The 18,480-nt window shown below is 51.6% G+C and carries 16 protein-coding genes; 2 read left to right on the top strand and 14 right to left on the bottom strand.

Annotation, left to right across the window (positions count from 1 at the left end; genetic code table 11):
* Positions 1-16: 16 nt before the first annotated feature.
* The gene (locus F4Y39_06035) at positions 17-721 is read left to right on the top strand and encodes a DUF433 domain-containing protein (protein ID MYC13269.1); all 705 of its coding nucleotides are present in this window, start codon (positions 17-19) and stop codon (positions 719-721) included.
* Positions 690-1,139 carry a hypothetical protein gene (locus F4Y39_06030; protein MYC13268.1) on the top strand — a complete coding sequence of 150 codons (450 nt, stop codon included), beginning with the start codon at positions 690-692 and terminating at the stop codon, positions 1,137-1,139. The genes F4Y39_06035 and F4Y39_06030 overlap by 32 nt, the downstream gene beginning before the upstream one ends.
* A gap of 65 nt (positions 1,140-1,204) precedes the next feature.
* Here F4Y39_06030 and larB read toward each other — a convergent pair whose 3' ends face one another.
* From larB to F4Y39_05960, 14 genes are all read right to left on the bottom strand, one after another.
* Positions 1,205-1,963, bottom strand: a complete 759-nt coding sequence (gene larB / locus F4Y39_06025) for a nickel pincer cofactor biosynthesis protein LarB (protein MYC13267.1) — start codon at positions 1,961-1,963, stop codon at positions 1,205-1,207.
* Positions 1,960-2,940: a tRNA dihydrouridine synthase DusB gene (gene dusB / locus F4Y39_06020; protein MYC13266.1), complete on the bottom strand. Its 981-nt coding sequence runs from the start codon at positions 2,938-2,940 to the stop codon at positions 1,960-1,962. The genes larB and dusB overlap by 4 nt, the downstream gene beginning before the upstream one ends.
* On the bottom strand, positions 2,937-3,785 hold the full coding sequence (locus F4Y39_06015) for an NAD(P)-dependent oxidoreductase (protein MYC13265.1): 849 nt from the start codon (positions 3,783-3,785) through the stop codon (positions 2,937-2,939). Before F4Y39_06015 ends, dusB begins: the two co-directional genes overlap by 4 nt.
* A 21-nt stretch (positions 3,786-3,806) precedes the next feature.
* Positions 3,807-4,709 (bottom strand): phytanoyl-CoA dioxygenase family protein, encoded by a 903-nt coding sequence (locus tag F4Y39_06010; protein ID MYC13264.1) that lies wholly within the window; start codon positions 4,707-4,709, stop codon positions 3,807-3,809.
* A 35-nt stretch (positions 4,710-4,744) separates the two neighbouring features.
* On the bottom strand, positions 4,745-5,617 hold the full coding sequence (gene dapF / locus F4Y39_06005) for a diaminopimelate epimerase (protein MYC13263.1): 873 nt from the start codon (positions 5,615-5,617) through the stop codon (positions 4,745-4,747).
* 34 nt (positions 5,618-5,651) lie between these two features.
* Positions 5,652-6,947: a sulfite oxidase gene (locus F4Y39_06000; protein ID MYC13262.1), complete on the bottom strand. Its 1,296-nt coding sequence runs from the start codon at positions 6,945-6,947 to the stop codon at positions 5,652-5,654.
* A 16-nt stretch (positions 6,948-6,963) separates the two neighbouring features.
* A complete protein-coding gene (locus F4Y39_05995) occupies positions 6,964-7,866 on the bottom strand; it encodes a class I SAM-dependent methyltransferase (protein ID MYC13261.1) in 903 nt (300 codons plus the stop codon).
* A 1-nt stretch (position 7,867) separates the two neighbouring features.
* Positions 7,868-8,839: a zinc-binding dehydrogenase gene (locus tag F4Y39_05990; GenBank protein MYC13260.1), complete on the bottom strand. Its 972-nt coding sequence runs from the start codon at positions 8,837-8,839 to the stop codon at positions 7,868-7,870.
* Between the two features lie 37 nt (positions 8,840-8,876).
* A complete protein-coding gene (locus F4Y39_05985; protein MYC13259.1) occupies positions 8,877-10,796 on the bottom strand; it encodes a hypothetical protein in 1,920 nt (639 codons plus the stop codon).
* A 58-nt stretch (positions 10,797-10,854) separates the two neighbouring features.
* The gene (locus tag F4Y39_05980; GenBank protein MYC13258.1) at positions 10,855-11,790 is read right to left on the bottom strand and encodes a hypothetical protein; all 936 of its coding nucleotides are present in this window, start codon (positions 11,788-11,790) and stop codon (positions 10,855-10,857) included.
* 24 nt (positions 11,791-11,814) lie between these two features.
* Positions 11,815-12,948 (bottom strand): amidohydrolase/deacetylase family metallohydrolase, encoded by a 1,134-nt coding sequence (locus F4Y39_05975; protein ID MYC13257.1) that lies wholly within the window; start codon positions 12,946-12,948, stop codon positions 11,815-11,817.
* 7 nt (positions 12,949-12,955) lie between these two features.
* Positions 12,956-13,954, bottom strand: coding sequence for an NAD(P)-dependent oxidoreductase (locus F4Y39_05970; GenBank protein MYC13256.1), 999 nt, complete (start codon positions 13,952-13,954; stop codon positions 12,956-12,958).
* 74 nt (positions 13,955-14,028) lie between these two features.
* Entirely contained in the window at positions 14,029-16,473 is a 2,445-nt protein-coding gene (locus tag F4Y39_05965; GenBank protein ID MYC13255.1) for a hypothetical protein, read from the bottom strand.
* Positions 16,474-16,494: 21 nt separating this feature from the next.
* A partial coding sequence (locus F4Y39_05960; protein MYC13254.1) for an ABC transporter permease occupies positions 16,495-18,480 on the bottom strand: 1,986 nt, incomplete at its 5' end.

Raw genomic sequence — 18,480 nt, 5'->3', positions numbered from 1 at the left:
TGGGAGGTGATTCTTTATGAACAACGAAAAATTTGATGCGCGCTTCGCACCTGCTTATGGTGTCTCAGAAGCGGCTCGCTATCTAAATATTCCGCCTTCTACACTCAGGTCCTGGATATCAGGCGTTAGGTATCACTCTGCCCGAAGCAACTTTGAACCCGTTATTGTTGTACCTCCAGCAGAAATCGTGCAACTATCCTTCGTCAACTTAGTGGAGGCCCATGTCCTGGTGGCACTTCGCAGAGTCCACAAGGTGCGTTTGCAGGATATCCGGGTAGCACTAGACACGCTTGAAAAACAGTTTCCCAGGCAACCTCACCCTCTGGCTTTTGAGACTTTCGCAACGGATGGAAAAGATCTGTTCTTAAAACATATCGGGCAGCTTATCAATCTCTCCAAGCGCGGACAACTGGAAATGGAAGAAGTCATCGATATGTATCTTCATCGTATTGAGTATGATACAAGTGGACCCGTTATCTTGTATCCCTTTACACGAGGCCCATTTCAGGAAGATGATCAACCGAAAGCCGTCTTGATGAATCCTTATATTTCTTTTGGCCGTCCTGTGCTTGCGGGAAGAGGTGTGCCGACCGAATTGGTCTTTGAGCGGTTCAACGCAGGTGAGTTAATGGGCACACTGGCTGAAGATTATGGGCGTAAGAGATGGGAGATTGAAGAGGCTATAAGGTATGAATCGGCCAGAAGCAGAAAAGCCGCTTGACCTTCCACCCATTTTTGTGGATCGCGCCCTTGATCGTCCTCTTTTTATCGAGCCACTGCGGACAGCACAGGTCAGGATTGGGCATCTCACAGGGTCCCTGGAGGTCCATGCGCATAATGACCACTTCGATCCGGATACGCCCGACGAAACATGGATCAGCCATTGCGGACAAAAAGGATGGATTGTATTTACAAAGGATAGCAGGATCAGATATCGGCAAATGGAGAGACAGGCTGTTCAAAAATATAACGCACGGCTTTTTAACTTAGCAACGCGCAAGAATATGACGGCTGAGGAAAATGCCCAAGCGTTTCTTAAAGCGATTCCGCGAATTGCTCAATTCGTAAGGCGACATAAGCCACCTTTTATCGCAAAGGTCTCCCGATACGGCCAAGTTGAAATGGTTCTCGATCTGTAAAAGTCAATAGGCGCGGTTCCTTTACTACGGAATCGCGCCTATTTCATGCTATATACTGGTAAATATCACCCTGTCCGAACGCGATTGATCTTACTCGCTGCGACCCCCGCACCAAATCCATTGTCGATATTGACCACAGTCACGCCTGACGCGCAACTGTTCAACATACCCAGCAATGCTGCCAGCCCCTTAAAACTTGCCCCGTATCCCACGCTGGTCGGCACGGCAATAAGTGGCACATTGACCAGACCACCAACCACGCTGGGCAACGCCCCTTCCATACCGGCCACCACGATAATCACACTCGCATCCAATAGACGTTCCTTACACGCCAGCAGACGGTGAATCCCGGCGACCCCTACATCGTAAAGTGTTTCGACTTCATTACCCATCACCCGCGCGGTTTCCACGGCTTCTTCTGCCACGGGCAAGTCGGATGTGCCCGCAGACACAACCAGAATTTTGCCGACTGTTTCCGCAGCGGGAATCTCTCCTGCGACGACCACTGTGCGCGCGAGCGCATTGACATTTGTTTCGGGATATTTGGCGACCAGAGCATCCCGCATCTCAGCATTTGTGCGCGTCGCCAGCAGTGTCGCGCCCGATGACACAATGCGGTCTGCTATGGCGATCACTTGCTCAACCGTCTTTCCCTCACAAAAAATAACTTCGGGAAACCCCTGCCTTAGCGTGCGGTGGTGGTCAATGCGCGCAAAACCAAGCTCTTCAAACGGCAAATGCGCGAGGTGTGCAAACGCCTCATCCACATCTGTTTGACCCTGTGAAACAGCCTCTAACAACGCGCGTATGCGTTCTGGTGTCACGCCGCCACCCCCGCTTTGATCTGTCCCAGCAAATCCATGAGATGATTCGGATCGTCTTCTGTCATTAATGTGCGACGATAAGGAGTAGCGCCGGGCACACCCTTGATATATGCCGCGAGATGCCGGCGCATTTCCAGGACGCCATAGCGCAGCCCCTTAAACGCGATAGACGCCTTAAGATGGTGAACAGCCATTTCCAGGCGGTCCCTATCCGTTGGCTCAGGCAATAATTCCCCCGTATTCAGAAAGACCTCCATGCGCTTAAAAAGCCAGGGATTGCCAATAGCCCATCGCCCCACCATCACCAGATCGCAACCCGTTTTCTGCATCATCTCCTTTGCAGCCTCTGGCCCGCGCACATCGCCATTGCCTATTACGGGAATCGAAACCGCGTTTTTGACTTCCGCGATAATATCCCAGTCTGCTCTGCCCGCAAATTTCGCCTCGCGCGTGCGCCCATGCACGGCAATTGCCGCTGCACCAGAATCTTCAGCAATCCGCGCAACTGTAACTGCCTGATCGGCTTGCGCCCATCCACTTCTAATTTTCAGCGTCACGGGAATATCCACAGCACGCACCATTCCCACAATGATCTGTCCCAATCTATCAGGTGTATTGAGCAGCGCCGCACCCGCATTTTTCGTCACGATTTTTTTTACCGGGCACCCGCAATTGATGTCGATAATATCCGGATTGCGCTCCGCCACAACCCGAGCACCTTCGGCCATGACCTCGGGTTCTGAGCCGAACAACTGCGCGGAAATCGGAAACTCATCGGCCTCAAAATCGAGATATTGATTCGACCTCTCACTACCCTCGGCCAATCCTTTGGCACTGACCATCTCCGTGACCGCAAAACTCGCGCCCTGTTGCCGGCACAGCATGCGGAATGACCGGTCTGTAATACCAGCCAATGGCGCCAGCGCCGTCCGCCCGGGAATATTTACCCCACCGATTTTTACGCTCATATCATTCATTCTGATGTTTCTCGCGCTTCTAACAATACTTTTGACAATTGTTCGGCAAATTTCACCTGACTATTATCCTCGGGTTCATAGCCGATTTTCTTGCGCGCATTGGAAATCGTCCAAAAATTGTGTGAATTGCCGCTAATGCCGTAAAAAATTTGAAACGGAATACCATATTCATTTTCGATATCTTCAGCTTCAATGCTCTTCACAATCAACTGCACCTGATCCCGAATGCTCAAATACGCGCCCAACCCCCGATGCATACTTTTCAAATTCGTGGATTTTGCGCGATCCATATCGGTCTCGCGCGGTCCACCAATCCGAATCTGCACATTCTCCAGCTTCTTACCTTCGTTCATTAACCCCGTTGCAAAGGTAAAGCCCAACAACTCGTATTGCGCCTTTGCCCAGCCGTAATAATTGTCGGAAAGCGGGTACATCTCTGGCGTCACAAATTCCTGCTTGCCCGCCCAGATCAGATTTTCGTAATAATCTGCCGCGTGGTTTGAGCTGATGATCACAGCGCGTCGAACATTTTCCTCCACACACGTCTGATACACATTGTGCGCCATATCGATATTTGTCATCTCTGCCCAGAAACGATCCGCATCGTCTTTTGTTCGCACAAATCCGCAGTGGATAATCGCATCCTGCCCCTTGAAATACTCCCGATAAGTATCCCGATCTCGATTTGTCAAATCCGCAATCACCACATCGCTTACTTCCTCGCCCTGGCGATTGGTCGTCTTCACGTCTAAGACCGTCAGATCATATCGCTCGCGCAATACAGGCAACATCCGCCCGGCCACATAACCCGTCCCCCCCGTAATGAGCACTTTTCTCTTTGCCATATCAGTTCCTCAAATCAATCATCACGACAATGGAAATGGCATCCCGACCTTTGGAAAATGTCCAAATTGATCTTCTCCGCGCAACACAACGGGCTGCCATGACTGCTTATGTGAATTGAGCGTGGTCTGTTTGACATGCGGGGGGATAAATCGCACGGTCAGCCCGCATCGCCGTCGATTTGATCGATTGGGATTGCTCGCGTGAAATAATTGCCCGTCGTGAACCGACATCTGCCCGGCCCTCAACACAATATCGACCGCCGCGCTATCATCCACATAGTCATCTGGAATCTCCTGATTAATACTCAGCAAATTGCCTTCACGAGACGATTTGTCGTGTACTGCAATTCCATTTTTGTGCGATCCCGGAATAAAACGCATACACCCATTCTCCACATCCGCGTCGTCAATGGCGATCCATGCCGTATGTGCAATGGGTGGTTTAAGCCCCCAGTACGTAATATCCTGATGCCACGCCACAAATATCTTTGCCTCTGGATCGGGATATTTGCAAAAAAAGTGAGTGGATAACAGCATCACATTATCACCCATCACTGTCTGTATTATGTCCAAGACACGCTTATCCGTTGCCAGTTGCCAGATAAATGCTTCGTCAAAATGCCGCCCCTGCAAACCGATCTGGCACTTCTCCTTGCCCTCGCGCGCTTCCAAATCGTCGAATAATGCGCGAAAATGCCCGATCTCGTTTTCTGAAAACACATCGACTTCTGTCAAAAATCCCTGCGTCTCATAAGTTTCGACCATAGAATCTACAGGCATGGTGCATTCCTTTCGTGAGCAATGGTGAACAGTATATAAACTATATCGGCTGTCTTTTTTGCGCAACCCGTTTTCCAAATTGCTCCAAAAAGAACCGGTCCAAAAGCGGAACCACGCGGAGCTTACCCCGCGAAGTGTTCGCATATCAAACCGGCTTTTAACCGTTTATATCACCTATATCAGACGCCGATCTCGCGCAAAAAAGACGGACTCAGCGTACCCCGCGCCACCTCTGCCACAGGTCCCGCCATTGTCAGGTTAAACGCTTCATCTACATCGATCATCAACGTGCCTCCGGGCGCTTCTACCGTCACAGGTGACGCCACCAGTCCCAAACGCACCGCAGCACTTGCCGCAGCACATGACGAAGACCCCGACGCCTGCGTTTCACCTGCGCCGCGTTCCCAGATCAAAATGAAAATCTTTTGGTCACCCGTGGGCACGACCAACTGCACATTGGTTCGCCTCGGAAAAATCTCGTGGTTCTCCAACTCAGGTCCAAGGCGCAACAAATCGTCGCGCGTCCACGCCTCGCCCCTCGGCTTAAACACCACACAATGGGGATTGCCCACACTCACACCCGTAAACACCATATCCTCGCCAGCAGCGGTAATCGGCTGTTCGATCAGTTCTTCCACCCCGAGCGAACAGGGCAATGCCTCTGGTTCAAACGTCGCCTCCCCCATTTCCACAGTCGCAGCACTCGCATCGCCCCATTCGTCGATATGCAAATCAATATGAACCAATCCCCCCGGCGTATCGACGGAGAATGACGTTTTGTCCAACTTACCAGTGGCATGCAAATACCGCGCAAAAATCCTCAGCCCATTACCCGATTTCTCCGCCTCGCTCCCATCTGGATTCCATATCCGCAACCCAAAATCCGCGCGGTCAGACGCTTCCAAAGTCAAAATGCCATCACTCCCTACTCCCCAATTGCGATCACAGATTTTCTCAATGCGCTCTGGCGTCAATTCAAACGTCAACTCCTTTGGATCCATCACCAGATAATCATTGCCCAATCCATGACCCTTAAAAAATCCATTCTCCATAATTGCTCCTGTTTTTTCGTAATAATCTAAAGCCCTAACTAACGACCACCGCGACCCGATGCATCGAATTGTTGAGATACCCCTTCGGATTCCATACAATGGCGTGCGGTTGGCTTATGCCTTCCGAATCGGTCGCCCTTGCCCAGATCTCGTAATATCCCGCTTTGGGAAATGCGATCTTCGCCCGCCAGTTCTGCCATGCATACGCATTTACTGGCTCGTCGAGTCTTGCATCAATCCATGTTGCGCCAAAGTCGATTGACAGACGGACAGAATCAACCTTCCGATCTCCTGCCCAGGCGTGCCCGCGCACTTCCAGAGTCCGCTCGCTCATTTTGTGACCGGTATCTGGATTTGTAATTAACGACTTAACCTTCATAGCGTGGATAATCTCGAAGTCCTTCTCATCTACTTTTTCCCCAGGCGCTATCATCCGATTGGGTACCCGATAATCCATTCCCGTCATCTTCGTACCATCGTGGACCTGATCTCGCAACCAGATGCGGGTCAGCCATTTCTGCGAGCAGGACCCCGACCAACCGGGAATGATCAGGCGCAATGGCGCACCGTTCATGGGATGGATCGGTTTGCCGTTCTGGGCGAAAGCGATGAGGTTATGTTCGTCCATCGCCTTCTCAATCGGCACCCCGCGTGATATGGGAAGCCGGCCTTCCTCACCAGAAACGTGGGTATCGGCACCCACATGCGCGGTATAGACCACATTGTCTTTCACCCCAGCCGCCTTGAGAACATCGGATAGGCGAACACCGGTCCACTCGGAGCAGGCCACAGCACCATAGGTCCACTGACTACCGTCCGCAGAAGGCTCAAAAAAGGCGCGTCCATTGCCACCACACTCCAGTGTCAGTGCCCTGATCACGACTTCAAATCGCTGTTTGAGATCATCAATGCTGAGTGTCAGGGGATTATCTACCAGACCATCAATCGTCAGTTCCCAGCCCACTGCATCCGTATTCTCTGGCGGAATGCCATTGTTGCGAATAAAATGCCTCTCGGTCGGAGTAATAGGGTCATCGAGCAAGTGCGGAGGCGTCTCGGCATTCAATGGATGGTCATTGAGCACGATCAAGCCATCCTTGCCCTGAATCATATCCTCCGCAGCGAGCGCGACAGGGATAAAATGAGCCGGAATATTGCGATGAAACGGAATCGCCGCCCCGACCATTGCCCCCATCATCGCCAGCCCGGCCTTCTTCAAGAACCCCCGCCTATTGGGATGCGTCTCACGGCCAAACAATAAGTAATCAGCCTCATCGGGATTGCTCTGATAGAGTTCGAATAAACCCTGTTCTTTAGCGTTTTTATTCATTGTAGCTACCTCTTTATCACTTCATCACCCCGAACAGCGCGAAGGAAAAATTCGGTGCGGGATCGACAAGGTCGCTTCTGTCCTTTAGGTAAAGGCGTTTTTGATCCTCGGGCGGAATGGTCTCTATCTCTGCAAAGCCAATGCGCGACATCTCCTCGTTCAATTCCTCGGGTGTAAACACAGACAACATCGGTTCTCCTCGACGAGCCACAAATCGGTCCAACCTGTCAGCAAAAGGCAAACTCTCTTCGGGAATAAGATGCCTGGCGAGCTTATAATCGAAAACAATGCGGCTGCCCGGCCCGACAACATCTGCAACGCGATCAAATGTCTCCCGTATCGCGTCCTTCGTGAGATAATAGGTCGTTCCCAACCAGGAAAAAAAAGCGGGCTTCTGTGGATCGAATTCCGCCCGGGTAAGTGCCTCATTCAGTTGGTCGGTCTCAAAATCAATGGGAACAAATACCAGATTGGACGGAACATCGCCGTTGACCGCGCGCACCTGTTTCTCTTTCGTCGCCTGGGTTGCGGGATGATCCAATTCGAATATCCGCACGCGATCCGCAAGCTCCTTGTGGCGCATAGAAAACGTATCGAGACCGGCACCGAGGATCACATACTGTCCAACACCCTCCGATATCGCCTCCATGAGACGGTCTTCGGCATATCTGGCCCGCAGGATAACCTCGGTGTGTATCGGACGGAATAATTGGAACACCTTGTGAACAACGAACCAGCTAAGCAATCTGTTCTTAGCGATCACACGCCAGATAAACGGTATCATGTCAACCGCATAATCATCGGCAAAAACCGGGGATTTGCTCTGCTGTTGATGATACGCACGTACACTTGCTGCGAGTGCCGCCGTCTTGCTCGTCCTGTGCTTGTGAGCGGATATTCCAGATTGCAGTGAAGACATGCTAATCCTTCCAAACCATCACCACGGCCATTGTTTCATCAAGACGCGTGTACAACAAATCAAATGCTTCTGCGGCATCCTCATAATCAAAACGGTGGGTTACCATTTTCCGAGTCTGGATCTTATCTTCCATCAACAACTGGATCGCTGTATCCGACCCTTGTGGCCGGTACGCGCCGTCCAGATATCCTCCAATCAGGCGTTTGCCCTGAATCTTTGACGAATCCAGAGGCAAAGGCTCACCCTCATACAATCCCACAACCTGCAACAATCCACCCCCCCGTACCATATCTTGCCCCTGTGCAAATGCCTGCGCGCCCGCGCGTCCGCCCACAGCTTCAACCACAACATCCGCGCCCCGGCCATCCGTAAGCTCTTTCACCGCTGCAATCGGATCGGTATCGCCCGCATTCACCACAGCACTCGCACCCAACTGTTCGGCCAAATCACAGCGCAGGGACAAGGCATCGACCGCGATCACACGGCAATCGTGCAGATGCCGTGCAACCTGCATACAGCAACTCCCCACCAGACCTTGCCCCAAAATCGCCATGGTATCGTTCGGACCAGCCCCAGTGTCCCGCATCCACAGCACCGAACTCGTAGTTAGGGGCCAAAAAGTCGCCGCATCGGATGTAACCGCATCGGGTAGCGATACCACTGCTGGTTTATGGCGCGAATTGACAACCTCAACAGCCACATACTCGGCATGCGGTGCCAGAGCCGCTACCCGTTCCCCCATCGAAAAATCATCTACCTGCGCCCCCACCTGCACAATCGTTCCAGCGAGCGAATATCCCATCATCTGGTGATCAATCGCCTCTTCTCGCACATACCGCCGCCAGATCTCAGACCCTCTGCTAATCAGCGTGCGTTCTGTTCTAATAAGCACCTCTGTCTGTCGAATCTCTGGCAAAGGCACATCTTCAATCTCGACATGGTACGCGCCTTCGGGTTTAATCACGCGCTTCATGGAACACCTCCCGATGGTAGTGGTTTGTAGCAATCCCTCAGTCTCCAGCCCCCATCATCACCCAATCGTACATCTCCCCAGCCCGTTCGACAGCGCGATCTATATCTTCGCGCAACATCAGCTGCTCCTCCACCAGTTCCCGAGCTGCTCGCGCCACACGGTCCAAATACGCTTCGCGGCTACCATAGCGTTTAGCAATCGATAGTCGCGAATCACCATCGCGCCCATCCTCATCGCGCGCAAATGGCACCCACATCCCATCCAGGCCAACAAGCGCATCGGTCGCGCCGCGTTGTCGATATCGCCACCCCGTAAATGTACCCAAAGGCGCGACCACCTCGGGCATACGAATACCCGCGACCTCATTGCCATCTTCATCAACCTGGGGCACGCGCACCCCAAAAGGACGCCCTTTTTCGGGCGGCTCGATATCGATAATCCCATCATCCCATCTGTCCCCCCAATTCAATCGCAAAGGGCGCCGCATGCGTCTGGGACTTTGCAAGTCGGGAATAGTGGGAAATTTTAAATCGTCTGCATCTACCAGAGAACCATCCGCAATACGACCATATCTGCTCTCAGGTGGGACAACGCCCTCGCGCACCCAGCGGTCTAACGCAACGAGAAGCGCGCGTTCTGCATAGCGAAAATTCACTGGATTTGGAGGCACTGTTAGACGCGGCTTTTTGGGCACATCACCCGGACCGTGTTTTGTACTTGCAAAATGATAAACGCGGACCGACGGATGAACCTCCACATCCTCTTGTCCGTTCACATCTGTGTGATTCAAAGACGCACCGCGATTCCAGTATTCGGTTGAAGTATTGGTATAAAAAATGCGCGGTGTCACCCCCGCGGCGTCACAGCGATCCAACAAGCCACCCCTCTCCATGGTTTCGGGATCTGTTTGCGGTAAATCTGTAAACGGAAACCACTCCGTGGGATACAACGCATCAAAATGCGCGCTAGCATGCCGCGAAGGCTGTGCAAACCGATGATTAAACGATCCCCGCGCGCCGCCTGCAACATTGGCAAACACCCCATCGAAAACCTTTCGTCCAGCCTCATCCCCATTAAAGCCCTCATACAACATGTGTCGCAAAAAGCGCCCACTTTGCGACGACCCAAAAGCATAAGCCCGCTCAATCGCATTGCCCAGTGGATTGCCATCCGTCCCGTATTTCAAAAACGACACAAAATCCCGGGTCGCGGCAAAACCCGTTCCCATCACAGTTGGATTTTTGCCCGTATAAACCAGATTGTAAATGCGCCCCGGTTCAAATCCCTGTGGAAATCGGATCGCAGCGCGCCCATCCTCCAACCGATCAAACGCCCATTGATCGCGCCCAATTTCCTCGGCTTCATCATAAGGATACGCCCGCACAGTGAGCACCGCATCGCCACCTTCCACAGGTTCATAGGGATCGTGATAGCGACTACCCAGAGAATGCAAATCCGTCTCTGCATCAACGACAATCTCACACGACACAGGACCCGTAACATCGACCACTGGCGCGTCCAATGTCATCAAATTGGTAGCGCCATCTGATTCAGACGGCACATCGGCCTGCCAACCACACGCGGCAAGCGTGTACCCCTGCCGCATCAAAAAGCCATCGCCAAAATGTGCGGCAGCCTCCGGCATATTCGCCCCCGATGCCAGATTAAACATCGGCAAAATATTTTTTCGCCCGCGATTGACCACATTGTAAAACACAGTACTGTTGCCCCGAGCGACATCAACCGGCTTGAGCAAATGCACATCGGCTCGAAAAATCACCCGCCCGCTCTCGTCAACGGGCGCGAGATTTAAATCGACAATCGCCTCGTTTTGTTTGTGATTGGGATCAAGCGCGAACCACGCACTGCCACACAGCGCTTCATAAGCACCCACAGCGCCGTACAACTTGCCATCGAGCACAGTTTTCCGAGAAGTAATTTCCAATTGCGTGAGCATTGACTCGCTCCAATTCTCAAAAATTCTCTACCAACACAGTCTGATAAACCCCCACCGTCTAAAGCGCAGTGAGATCAAAGGGATTGGACCACGCCTTGTCGCCATTTGGTGCAATAATCTCAAAACGCACGTGTTTTGAGTCGGGCCGCAGCTTGAAAGTGGCGGTCTCAAACAGCTTACCGCCCTCATAGTATTCGGTCCCCCTCGAATCTAATACCGCGGCAATGCGCTGTGCAGGTGAACATTTTACTGTGACTTCAACCGTGCGACCTTCCCCGCTATGCAACCGAATATCAAAAATTTGCGGCCCCGTTGACGCATAACCCGCGCCAGATTCCAGGGCTTCAACAATAGCTTCTGGCGACCGTTCCTTCACGCGCACCATAGTCCAGCCCTGATACGTATCGCGCTCTTCTGAATCAGCCGCGTGGGAATCGTCATTGCCCAGTGCCGGGAGCAATTGTCCGGACAAATCCATCCAATCGTCCCAATGCACAGAAGACTCACCGCGTCCGGCGCACCGACATGTCGTATTAAAAACTTCTATACCCGCCAAACCCATCAGCGGCATTGTATCGCGCAAAATATTGATCCCGCTCCAGTGCGGATGTGCGAGCCAGATCGAGCCACCCTGTTTTTTTACTTCATCAATCACATGTTGCGGGGGCATAGCCCGCGCATCCATATCCTCTGAAATATTGAGTGCCACAAAGTGGTGGCGGTCCCCACCAAAGGGATTATCGGGATGCAATTCAGCACCCTGAATAAGCGTGAAATTTTCAGGACAAGTCAGTGTCTCGACAAATGTGATATTATTGTGATCGGATACACACAAATAATCGTAGCCCTGATTGACATACCCATCCACGCGTTCTTGCGGCGAGACCCGCCCATCCGAATTTGTCGAGTGACTGTGCAAATTGCCCTTCAGCCACATATAACCATCGCCATCAGATAAAACAAACGGATTTACCAACCCATTTTCTACGGACATAACAAACTCCTTTGAATTAATTTCTCACCTCTGCCACCAGATCTTCCCCGCCCGGACAGACGCACGACAAACCAACCGCTGCTCGCCCATCAACACCTGCTGCATTGCATCGGTCAACTCAAATTTACCCTTTTCCAATTCAAATATAGCGACATCGCCCGCAGCACCAACCCTCAGGTGTCCGAGATCATTCTCTCGATCAATCACCTGTGCCGGTTCAATGGTTGAGCGTTGAATCACTTCCTCGAGCGACATACCCAAATTCAGGAACTTGGACATCGTCGTCGGCAAGTCGTAAACAGGACCATCGATATTGTACGAATGGATATCACTGCTGATGGTATCGGGTGGGAAACCATCTTCCATAGCTGCGCGCCCCACGTCGTAACTAAAACTGCCCAACCCGTGACCAATGTCAAAAATTACCCCGCGATCGCGTGCATCCCATGCCTCAGAAATCACCTTTCCCCGATTGTCGATAATCGACGCGGGTTGCGTACCGTGAAAACAATGGGTCACAATATCGCCGGGGCGCAGAGGCTGAAGCAGATCGCGCAAAAGCACATCGGCATTGCTGATATGAACCATCAGGGGTTTTTCGCACCGATTGGCGGCCTCCAGGGCAATTTGCAACAAATCGCGCACATCCGCATCGCCACCCACGCCTTTGTACAAACGCACCTTAACGCCCAGTGCTGTTTTCGGGTGATTCAAAACCGTCTGCGCACATTCGCTGGCCGATACATAGCCTTCATACACCATCTCGCCGCGCCGCCAGGGCAACCCGACACCCGACAGATTGACATAGGCCAAAATACGCGTTGAAGACGGCGCCATTACATAGCGCTCCAATCCGCGATAATTGATCCATCCTGCCGTTCCCGTATCAACGCTCGTTGTCACGCCTGTGCGCGGACACAGTTCATCGGCCTCTATGCCAAAACTCGACACATCTTTGTACACATGGGTATGCAAATCGATCAGTCCCGGCGTCACGAGACATCCGCTTGCATCAATCACTGAATCGGCCTCACCCAAATCGCGCCCAATAGCTGCTACCACGCCATCCTTCAACGCCACATCCAATGTACCCCGCACCCCATTAGCCGGGTCTATCACCGTGCCACCTGTTATCAAAACATCGTATTGACCAGCCATACCATCCTCACGATCGCTCTGCAATATAAGTTTTGGAATCGATTTTTCCCGCAACAATCAATTCGCGGAACAGTGCCACAGTTTCAGCCACGCCTTCTGTCAGTGGCTTGTGCGCCACTGTGCCAATCGCAGCTTCTAATCCACTCCCATCGACTTCCTGGGGAAATGGCAACTGAATATCTTCAAACGTAATCTTATCCGCAGCTTCAGGTGCTGCCCGATCAATCGCATCCTTCACATCCTGCATATCGGGTGCAAATCCGCCCAAATTAAACGCTCCTGCCCCCGCGTAATCAGCCCGTGCAGCCTGAATAAACGCGCGCGCCGTATCATCCGCATACTGAAAAACCGTACGCCCACCATAAGAAATATGATAGGGCAAATTCGCCGCTGCTGCGAGCATTGCCGTCGTTGGCGTAGAAGTAATTCCCTGATCTCGCCCCACCCCATAGACCACATAGGGCCGAAAACCTATAGAAGACACACCCTCGTCGAGCCAATACACATGCGCGGTTCCCTCATTCGCCTGTTTGTACACGCCGTAATGCGTATGGGGCATCAACGTGGAATCATCTCGCATCACAGCGTCAGGCTCGTAATCCTCGGGCGCACCAAAAACAGCGACAGAGCTCGCATAGACCACTTTGTCAATGCGCTCCCGTCGGCGTTTCACAGCTTCAAAAACATTTGCAGTACCCACCACATTGACGCGCGCACCAAGTGGTGGATCGGCCTTGCAAAACGGCACTTGAAGCCCGGCCAGATGTATGACATGGGTAATATCATTATCGTCCAGAGCCTCTTCAAAAGCGGACAAATCCGCAATATCTCCTACAACAAAATTTACCTGCGCCAATTCGTCATCTGACAGCAACAATTGCAAACGTAGAGGCTCTGTCGCCAGATCAAATACCGTGACTGGCACCCCTTCCTGCACCAAATTGTGCACGGTCCATGCGCCAATACACCCCAATGCACCCGTAACTAAAAAACGCTCGTCAGCCATAATTCCCTCTAAAAAAATCCGTTGGCATACACAATCACCAACGGATTTTCGTTATGAAAATAAACCCTTTGCGATCAGAACAACAAGACCGATACCGACTTCTGGATCATGGCAATGGACACAGACGCCATTCCCACAAGTGCCATGCCCACGGAAAAGCCCACCGCCAATACTGTCGCGTAAAGGCGCCATTGTTTCTTGCCAAAACGACTCCAGAAATAGTAGCGGGCAATTAACGCGCCAATGATCTGAGTGATCATCGTATGCGGAATATTGGTCAAACTTTGCACATATCCAAAGATCAGCAAAATGGGCAACCCAAATATGGACAAAATAACAAAGAATACAAGTCCAACGGCAAATCCTGTACCAATAACCCAGGGTTTCAGAGCCTCAAACAAAATGGGCTGATCATCTGACGACTGCAAAAATGCCCCGTCAAAAGAAGGCACCTGATCGATCTCGTATTGATAGAACAACTCGCGGTCCTGCGGATCCATCGCCCTGGAAATGATCATTTCTGGATTTGGCGTATTCAGATGCGCCCCATCATCCGCACTGCGTATTTCCGGTGCAGAAGGCAACCCCTGAGCCAGAGCATCGGAAATATCGGGAGGAGCGCGACTCAAAGTTGCGGGCGGGTATGGCGGAGGCTGTGCCTCATCAAAATTGGTGAAAAAATAAGCAGTACTCGACCACGGGCTATACCTGCGCTCTTCAATGGGTACACTATCCGGATCATCGGGCGTTGCCCGCACCCGCCAGTACCACCATGCATTATTCGACAAATTGGCCGGAGTCCACGTTACAGTACCCTCTTGTGAATAGTCAACTTCGCCGCGCATGGTACTGGTAATCCACACACATCTCTGAAGGGCGCGCAACGGCCAGAACAATTGCACGTAAGGATATGCATCGGACGGAATGGGCGCGAGCTTCCAAATATAGGACCAGTACATAAAACTGGTCAGAAAAACCAGCGGCACCATAAAAATTTCGGCTCTCAGAATGCTCCTGAAGCTGGTACCCGTCAACTCAATCTCTCGGAAACGCTGCGCCGCTGCGCCGTAGTTATCCAGGCCAAAATCCACAAACCAGATATGAATGCCTCTGAATCCACTCAGGAAAATAGTAGCTTCTTTAATGTATGGGATACTCACGTTTTGCCCCACCATACCGTCTAAGCGGGCGTTCACAAAAGAAATGAGAGGCGTATAAACAAATGCAAAAATGAAGAAAAACACCAACAAGGTTGTAGTCACCAACTGCGGAAACAAAATTTTTGATATAACAATGGTGTACAAGCTCGCCAAGCAAAATAATACCACGCAGAACCAAATTTTAAAATCGCCTCGCCCGGGCGGCGTCTCCCACGATCCCTTCTCGGTCTTTTCAATCCGCGCGGTTCGCACCCCCCGCCACACCTGATAAAACCCAATGACAGTAATGGCAAATGTAATGCCAATGCCAAAGCTCATCCAGAAATCAATACCCGTCACAAAGTGTGTCTGGATCGTGTCCATCCCCATAAACCAGTGGGGCATATATCCATGCTTGTGTAAAAGTGGACTTGCAATTGTATGGATGACCACCCCGACAAAGGACCCTATCACCGCCCAGAAGGGGGCGAGAAAACCCGTAAAAATGGGGCCCAGGTGCAGGGTGAAACCCAGAGGTGTCGCGGGTAAAAAATATCCCGTATATTGCGTGAAATCGACCCAGGGAATTGGAATAAGCTGCACGGGCTGTTCCATAAACGCACCCGTAATCGCCGGTACAGCTACATAAACCATCCCCCACACCACACCGATCACAGCGCCAATAGAAAACATGCGCCAGCGCCACGTAATATCTCCACTGCTCTCTTCTGCCAATGCCATGGCTCCATGCGCGTTGATGGGTGCAAACGGAAATGGCAGATTCTCGTAATCGGACGTGATTCGGAACAACACATAGCTGGCGGTAAACCAGGCAATGCGCCCCATAATCGTGCCCATTACCAGAAATGCAATGGGCCAAAACCAATCGGCGTGTAAAAACGTGCGCTCGATCAACGCCTCGGAATTTGCAGGAGGTGCCCACCACCACAGCTCACTCAATGACTTTTGTATGCCAAATTGCACGGCTGCGGGCGACTGCACAAAATACTGATGCCACAACAGACCTTCAAACGCATTGGACTCCCGATTGACCAGCGAACTCGTCACATAATACAACAGATAGACTTCCTGCCGCTTGAGTATGGTAAACGAGCGCTTTGCCAGTTCGATGAACAAAATAATCGTGACCCACTGCGCCGCTGCACCGATCGAGCCACCGATCATCAGATCCAGATAAATATTGCCGGGCACCATCACAATCGACACAAATAACGCACCCACAATGGTCTTGCTATTGAAACCATCGACAAATTCGTCTGGCTCGTCAAGCAGATCGCGATACTCTTCAATCTCTTCAAACTGCGTATTTTTCTTTTCTGGTTTGTCTTTATTGCGTCTTAAAAGATTGCCTAAAAGCATAGATTGTCCCGTGTCGTGATACTATGCGCTGACCGTTGCCTTGGGGGCAGAGAGCAATTCCCGCCCTTTTTCCGTGTATTTGGCGCGATTGCCTGGATCAACCGTTCGCCAGATCAAAAATTGTTTGCGAAGCGCGTTCATAAAGCCCTGATTGACCCGCCGCCACGATGCCGCATCGCCCGAAAGCCGATCTATGGTCAGGGTCATCGCAAAAATATTGTGCTCACCCATGGGCACGGCTTCAAAATGCACCTGTTGACTCACGCCCAAATCATAAGGTGCCAACCATATCGTCGTATCAATCGTATATCCCGCGCCGGTTGCTGCTTCAACCGAACCAAAACGTGCGCCATCTGTATAAAACGCGCCCATGGACTCACCCACATGCGACTCGAAATAATCGACCAGAAATACCGACAGCCCAAACACATCCTTGCCACCCACGGTAAATGGAAACTCAAAATGCCAGTGATCACCGTCTGGATCGGGCAATTTCCAGCGGCGCGTCACATCGGGCACCGCCATCATTGCCGCCTGACGCGCGGGATAGAGCGACGACAGCAAAACCACCACGATCACCAGCACCGAAGAAATCACCGTTGACAATGCCGAATAATTCACATTAAGCCCTTGCAACCACTCCTGCCACAACAAAATTTTGATCACTCCTTGACCGAGCAAATACCCCGAGACAGTCCCCAACACAGCATAAACACACGCCTCGGCAATAAACAAAAAGGCGATGTGTACAGGTGCCAATCCCACAGAAGAATAAATGCCGATCTCGCGAAAGCGCTCGTACACCGATCCCATCATCGTATTCAGCACAATCAACGCAGCCACCAGAATGGGGACAAACAAATTGGCAAGGCCGGGCAATGGCCCCCATCCCATCGAACTGTAAATTGACACCTGGATTTTGCCATCTGCCATTGGAATGCCCGCAAATACCACCACCGACAACCGCGACACATATTCTTTGACCTGTTCTTCGACATCTACGCCTTCGTGCAAACGAATCGCCACAGATTGCAGTGGGCTACCCACTTCGCGCAATATATTATAGGGAATAATGGCAATATCATCGGGGTCAATATGCTCGAATGGCATGTTCTCGAGCTGGGGTTGTTCCAGACCCTGTTTTTCGCGAGTCTCCTGCTGGGTCAGCCGGGAGACGATCTCATCATCCGTCAGTTTAAAATCCGCCGGACTCAAAATTTCGCCGTCCAGGTCCGGATGATTGCTCATTTTTTCCGCGTCAATCAATCCCACAACTTTCAACTGTTTGCCAAATAATCGCACGCTTTTTTTGCCAACATCTTCAGGCTCTACCTTGAGTAATTCGGCTATTTTGCCGGGCAAAATACACGCGATCTCACCCTCTTTAAACCACCGCCCATGGCTCAACAAAGTATCGATCCTCGTGACCGCGGGTTCATTGACCGATAGTCCCAATATCCCCAGCACTTTGGTCGCTTTTTCCGGCGTTTCAATCGGCGTCTTTTTCAAGTCTCGAGTCACATACCAGCTACGCGGCGCAATCTCACCCTGATCAAAAAAATTAATGCGGGCATAATCATAAGCCGTATCCTCCAGCGGTCCCCAAAACTGGCTGCGGATCAACAGCCCCGGATACTTACCTTCGGTATCCAGCAGAATTTGATAAAAATCGAGCGTTGTCTTGATCGACGTAAAGGACAATACGGTAAACGTCAACAAGACCAGCGTGGCAAACGTCAGGCCAGTGCGCATTTTGCGCTTTTTCATGTTGGCAATGCCCAACTGAAATGCCGCTACCGAAGCACTTATCCGCCCCACATCCGTATCGTGCAACAACACCTCTTCTGTACGCAGTTGCCGAATATTGTCGTGAAACCGCCCCGACACAATGGCAATCACAAAAATCGCCAGTGCCAAAATCACAAAAGCCAGCAAAATCACAAACGGATTGGAAAGATCAAAAGCGGGATGCACCTGCGAAAGCACGATCCAGATCACCACAAAAGC

It is taken from the genome of Gemmatimonadota bacterium, from assembly GCA_009838845.1.
Taxonomy (GTDB): Bacteria; Latescibacterota; UBA2968; order UBA2968; family UBA2968; genus VXRD01.
Note: the sequence above shows the minus strand (reverse complement) of the source record. Positions and strands in the feature narration are given on the sequence as shown.

Excerpts from the sequence above, each read along its gene's own strand:
- F4Y39_06035 (MYC13269.1), top strand. The coding sequence starts at position 17 with ATGAACAACGAAAAATTTGATGCGCGCTTCGCACCTGCTTATGGTGTC.
- F4Y39_06030 (MYC13268.1), top strand. The coding sequence starts at position 690 with ATGAATCGGCCAGAAGCAGAAAAGCCGCTTGACCTTCCACCCATTTTT.
- dusB (MYC13266.1), bottom strand. The coding sequence starts at position 2,940 with ATGAATGATATGAGCGTAAAAATCGGTGGGGTAAATATTCCCGGGCGG.
- F4Y39_06015 (MYC13265.1), bottom strand. The coding sequence starts at position 3,785 with ATGGCAAAGAGAAAAGTGCTCATTACGGGGGGGACGGGTTATGTGGCC.
- F4Y39_06010 (MYC13264.1), bottom strand. The coding sequence starts at position 4,709 with ATGCGAACACTTCGCGGGGTAAGCTCCGCGTGGTTCCGCTTTTGGACC.
- dapF (MYC13263.1), bottom strand. The coding sequence starts at position 5,617 with ATGGAGAATGGATTTTTTAAGGGTCATGGATTGGGCAATGATTATCTG.
- F4Y39_06000 (MYC13262.1), bottom strand. The coding sequence starts at position 6,947 with ATGAATAAAAACGCTAAAGAACAGGGTTTATTCGAACTCTATCAGAGC.
- F4Y39_05995 (MYC13261.1), bottom strand. The coding sequence starts at position 7,866 with ATGTCTTCACTGCAATCTGGAATATCCGCTCACAAGCACAGGACGAGC.
- F4Y39_05990 (MYC13260.1), bottom strand. The coding sequence starts at position 8,839 with ATGAAGCGCGTGATTAAACCCGAAGGCGCGTACCATGTCGAGATTGAA.
- F4Y39_05985 (MYC13259.1), bottom strand. The coding sequence starts at position 10,796 with ATGCTCACGCAATTGGAAATTACTTCTCGGAAAACTGTGCTCGATGGC.
- F4Y39_05980 (MYC13258.1), bottom strand. The coding sequence starts at position 11,790 with ATGTCCGTAGAAAATGGGTTGGTAAATCCGTTTGTTTTATCTGATGGC.
- F4Y39_05975 (MYC13257.1), bottom strand. The coding sequence starts at position 12,948 with ATGGCTGGTCAATACGATGTTTTGATAACAGGTGGCACGGTGATAGAC.
- F4Y39_05970 (MYC13256.1), bottom strand. The coding sequence starts at position 13,954 with ATGGCTGACGAGCGTTTTTTAGTTACGGGTGCATTGGGGTGTATTGGC.
- F4Y39_05965 (MYC13255.1), bottom strand. The coding sequence starts at position 16,473 with ATGCTTTTAGGCAATCTTTTAAGACGCAATAAAGACAAACCAGAAAAG.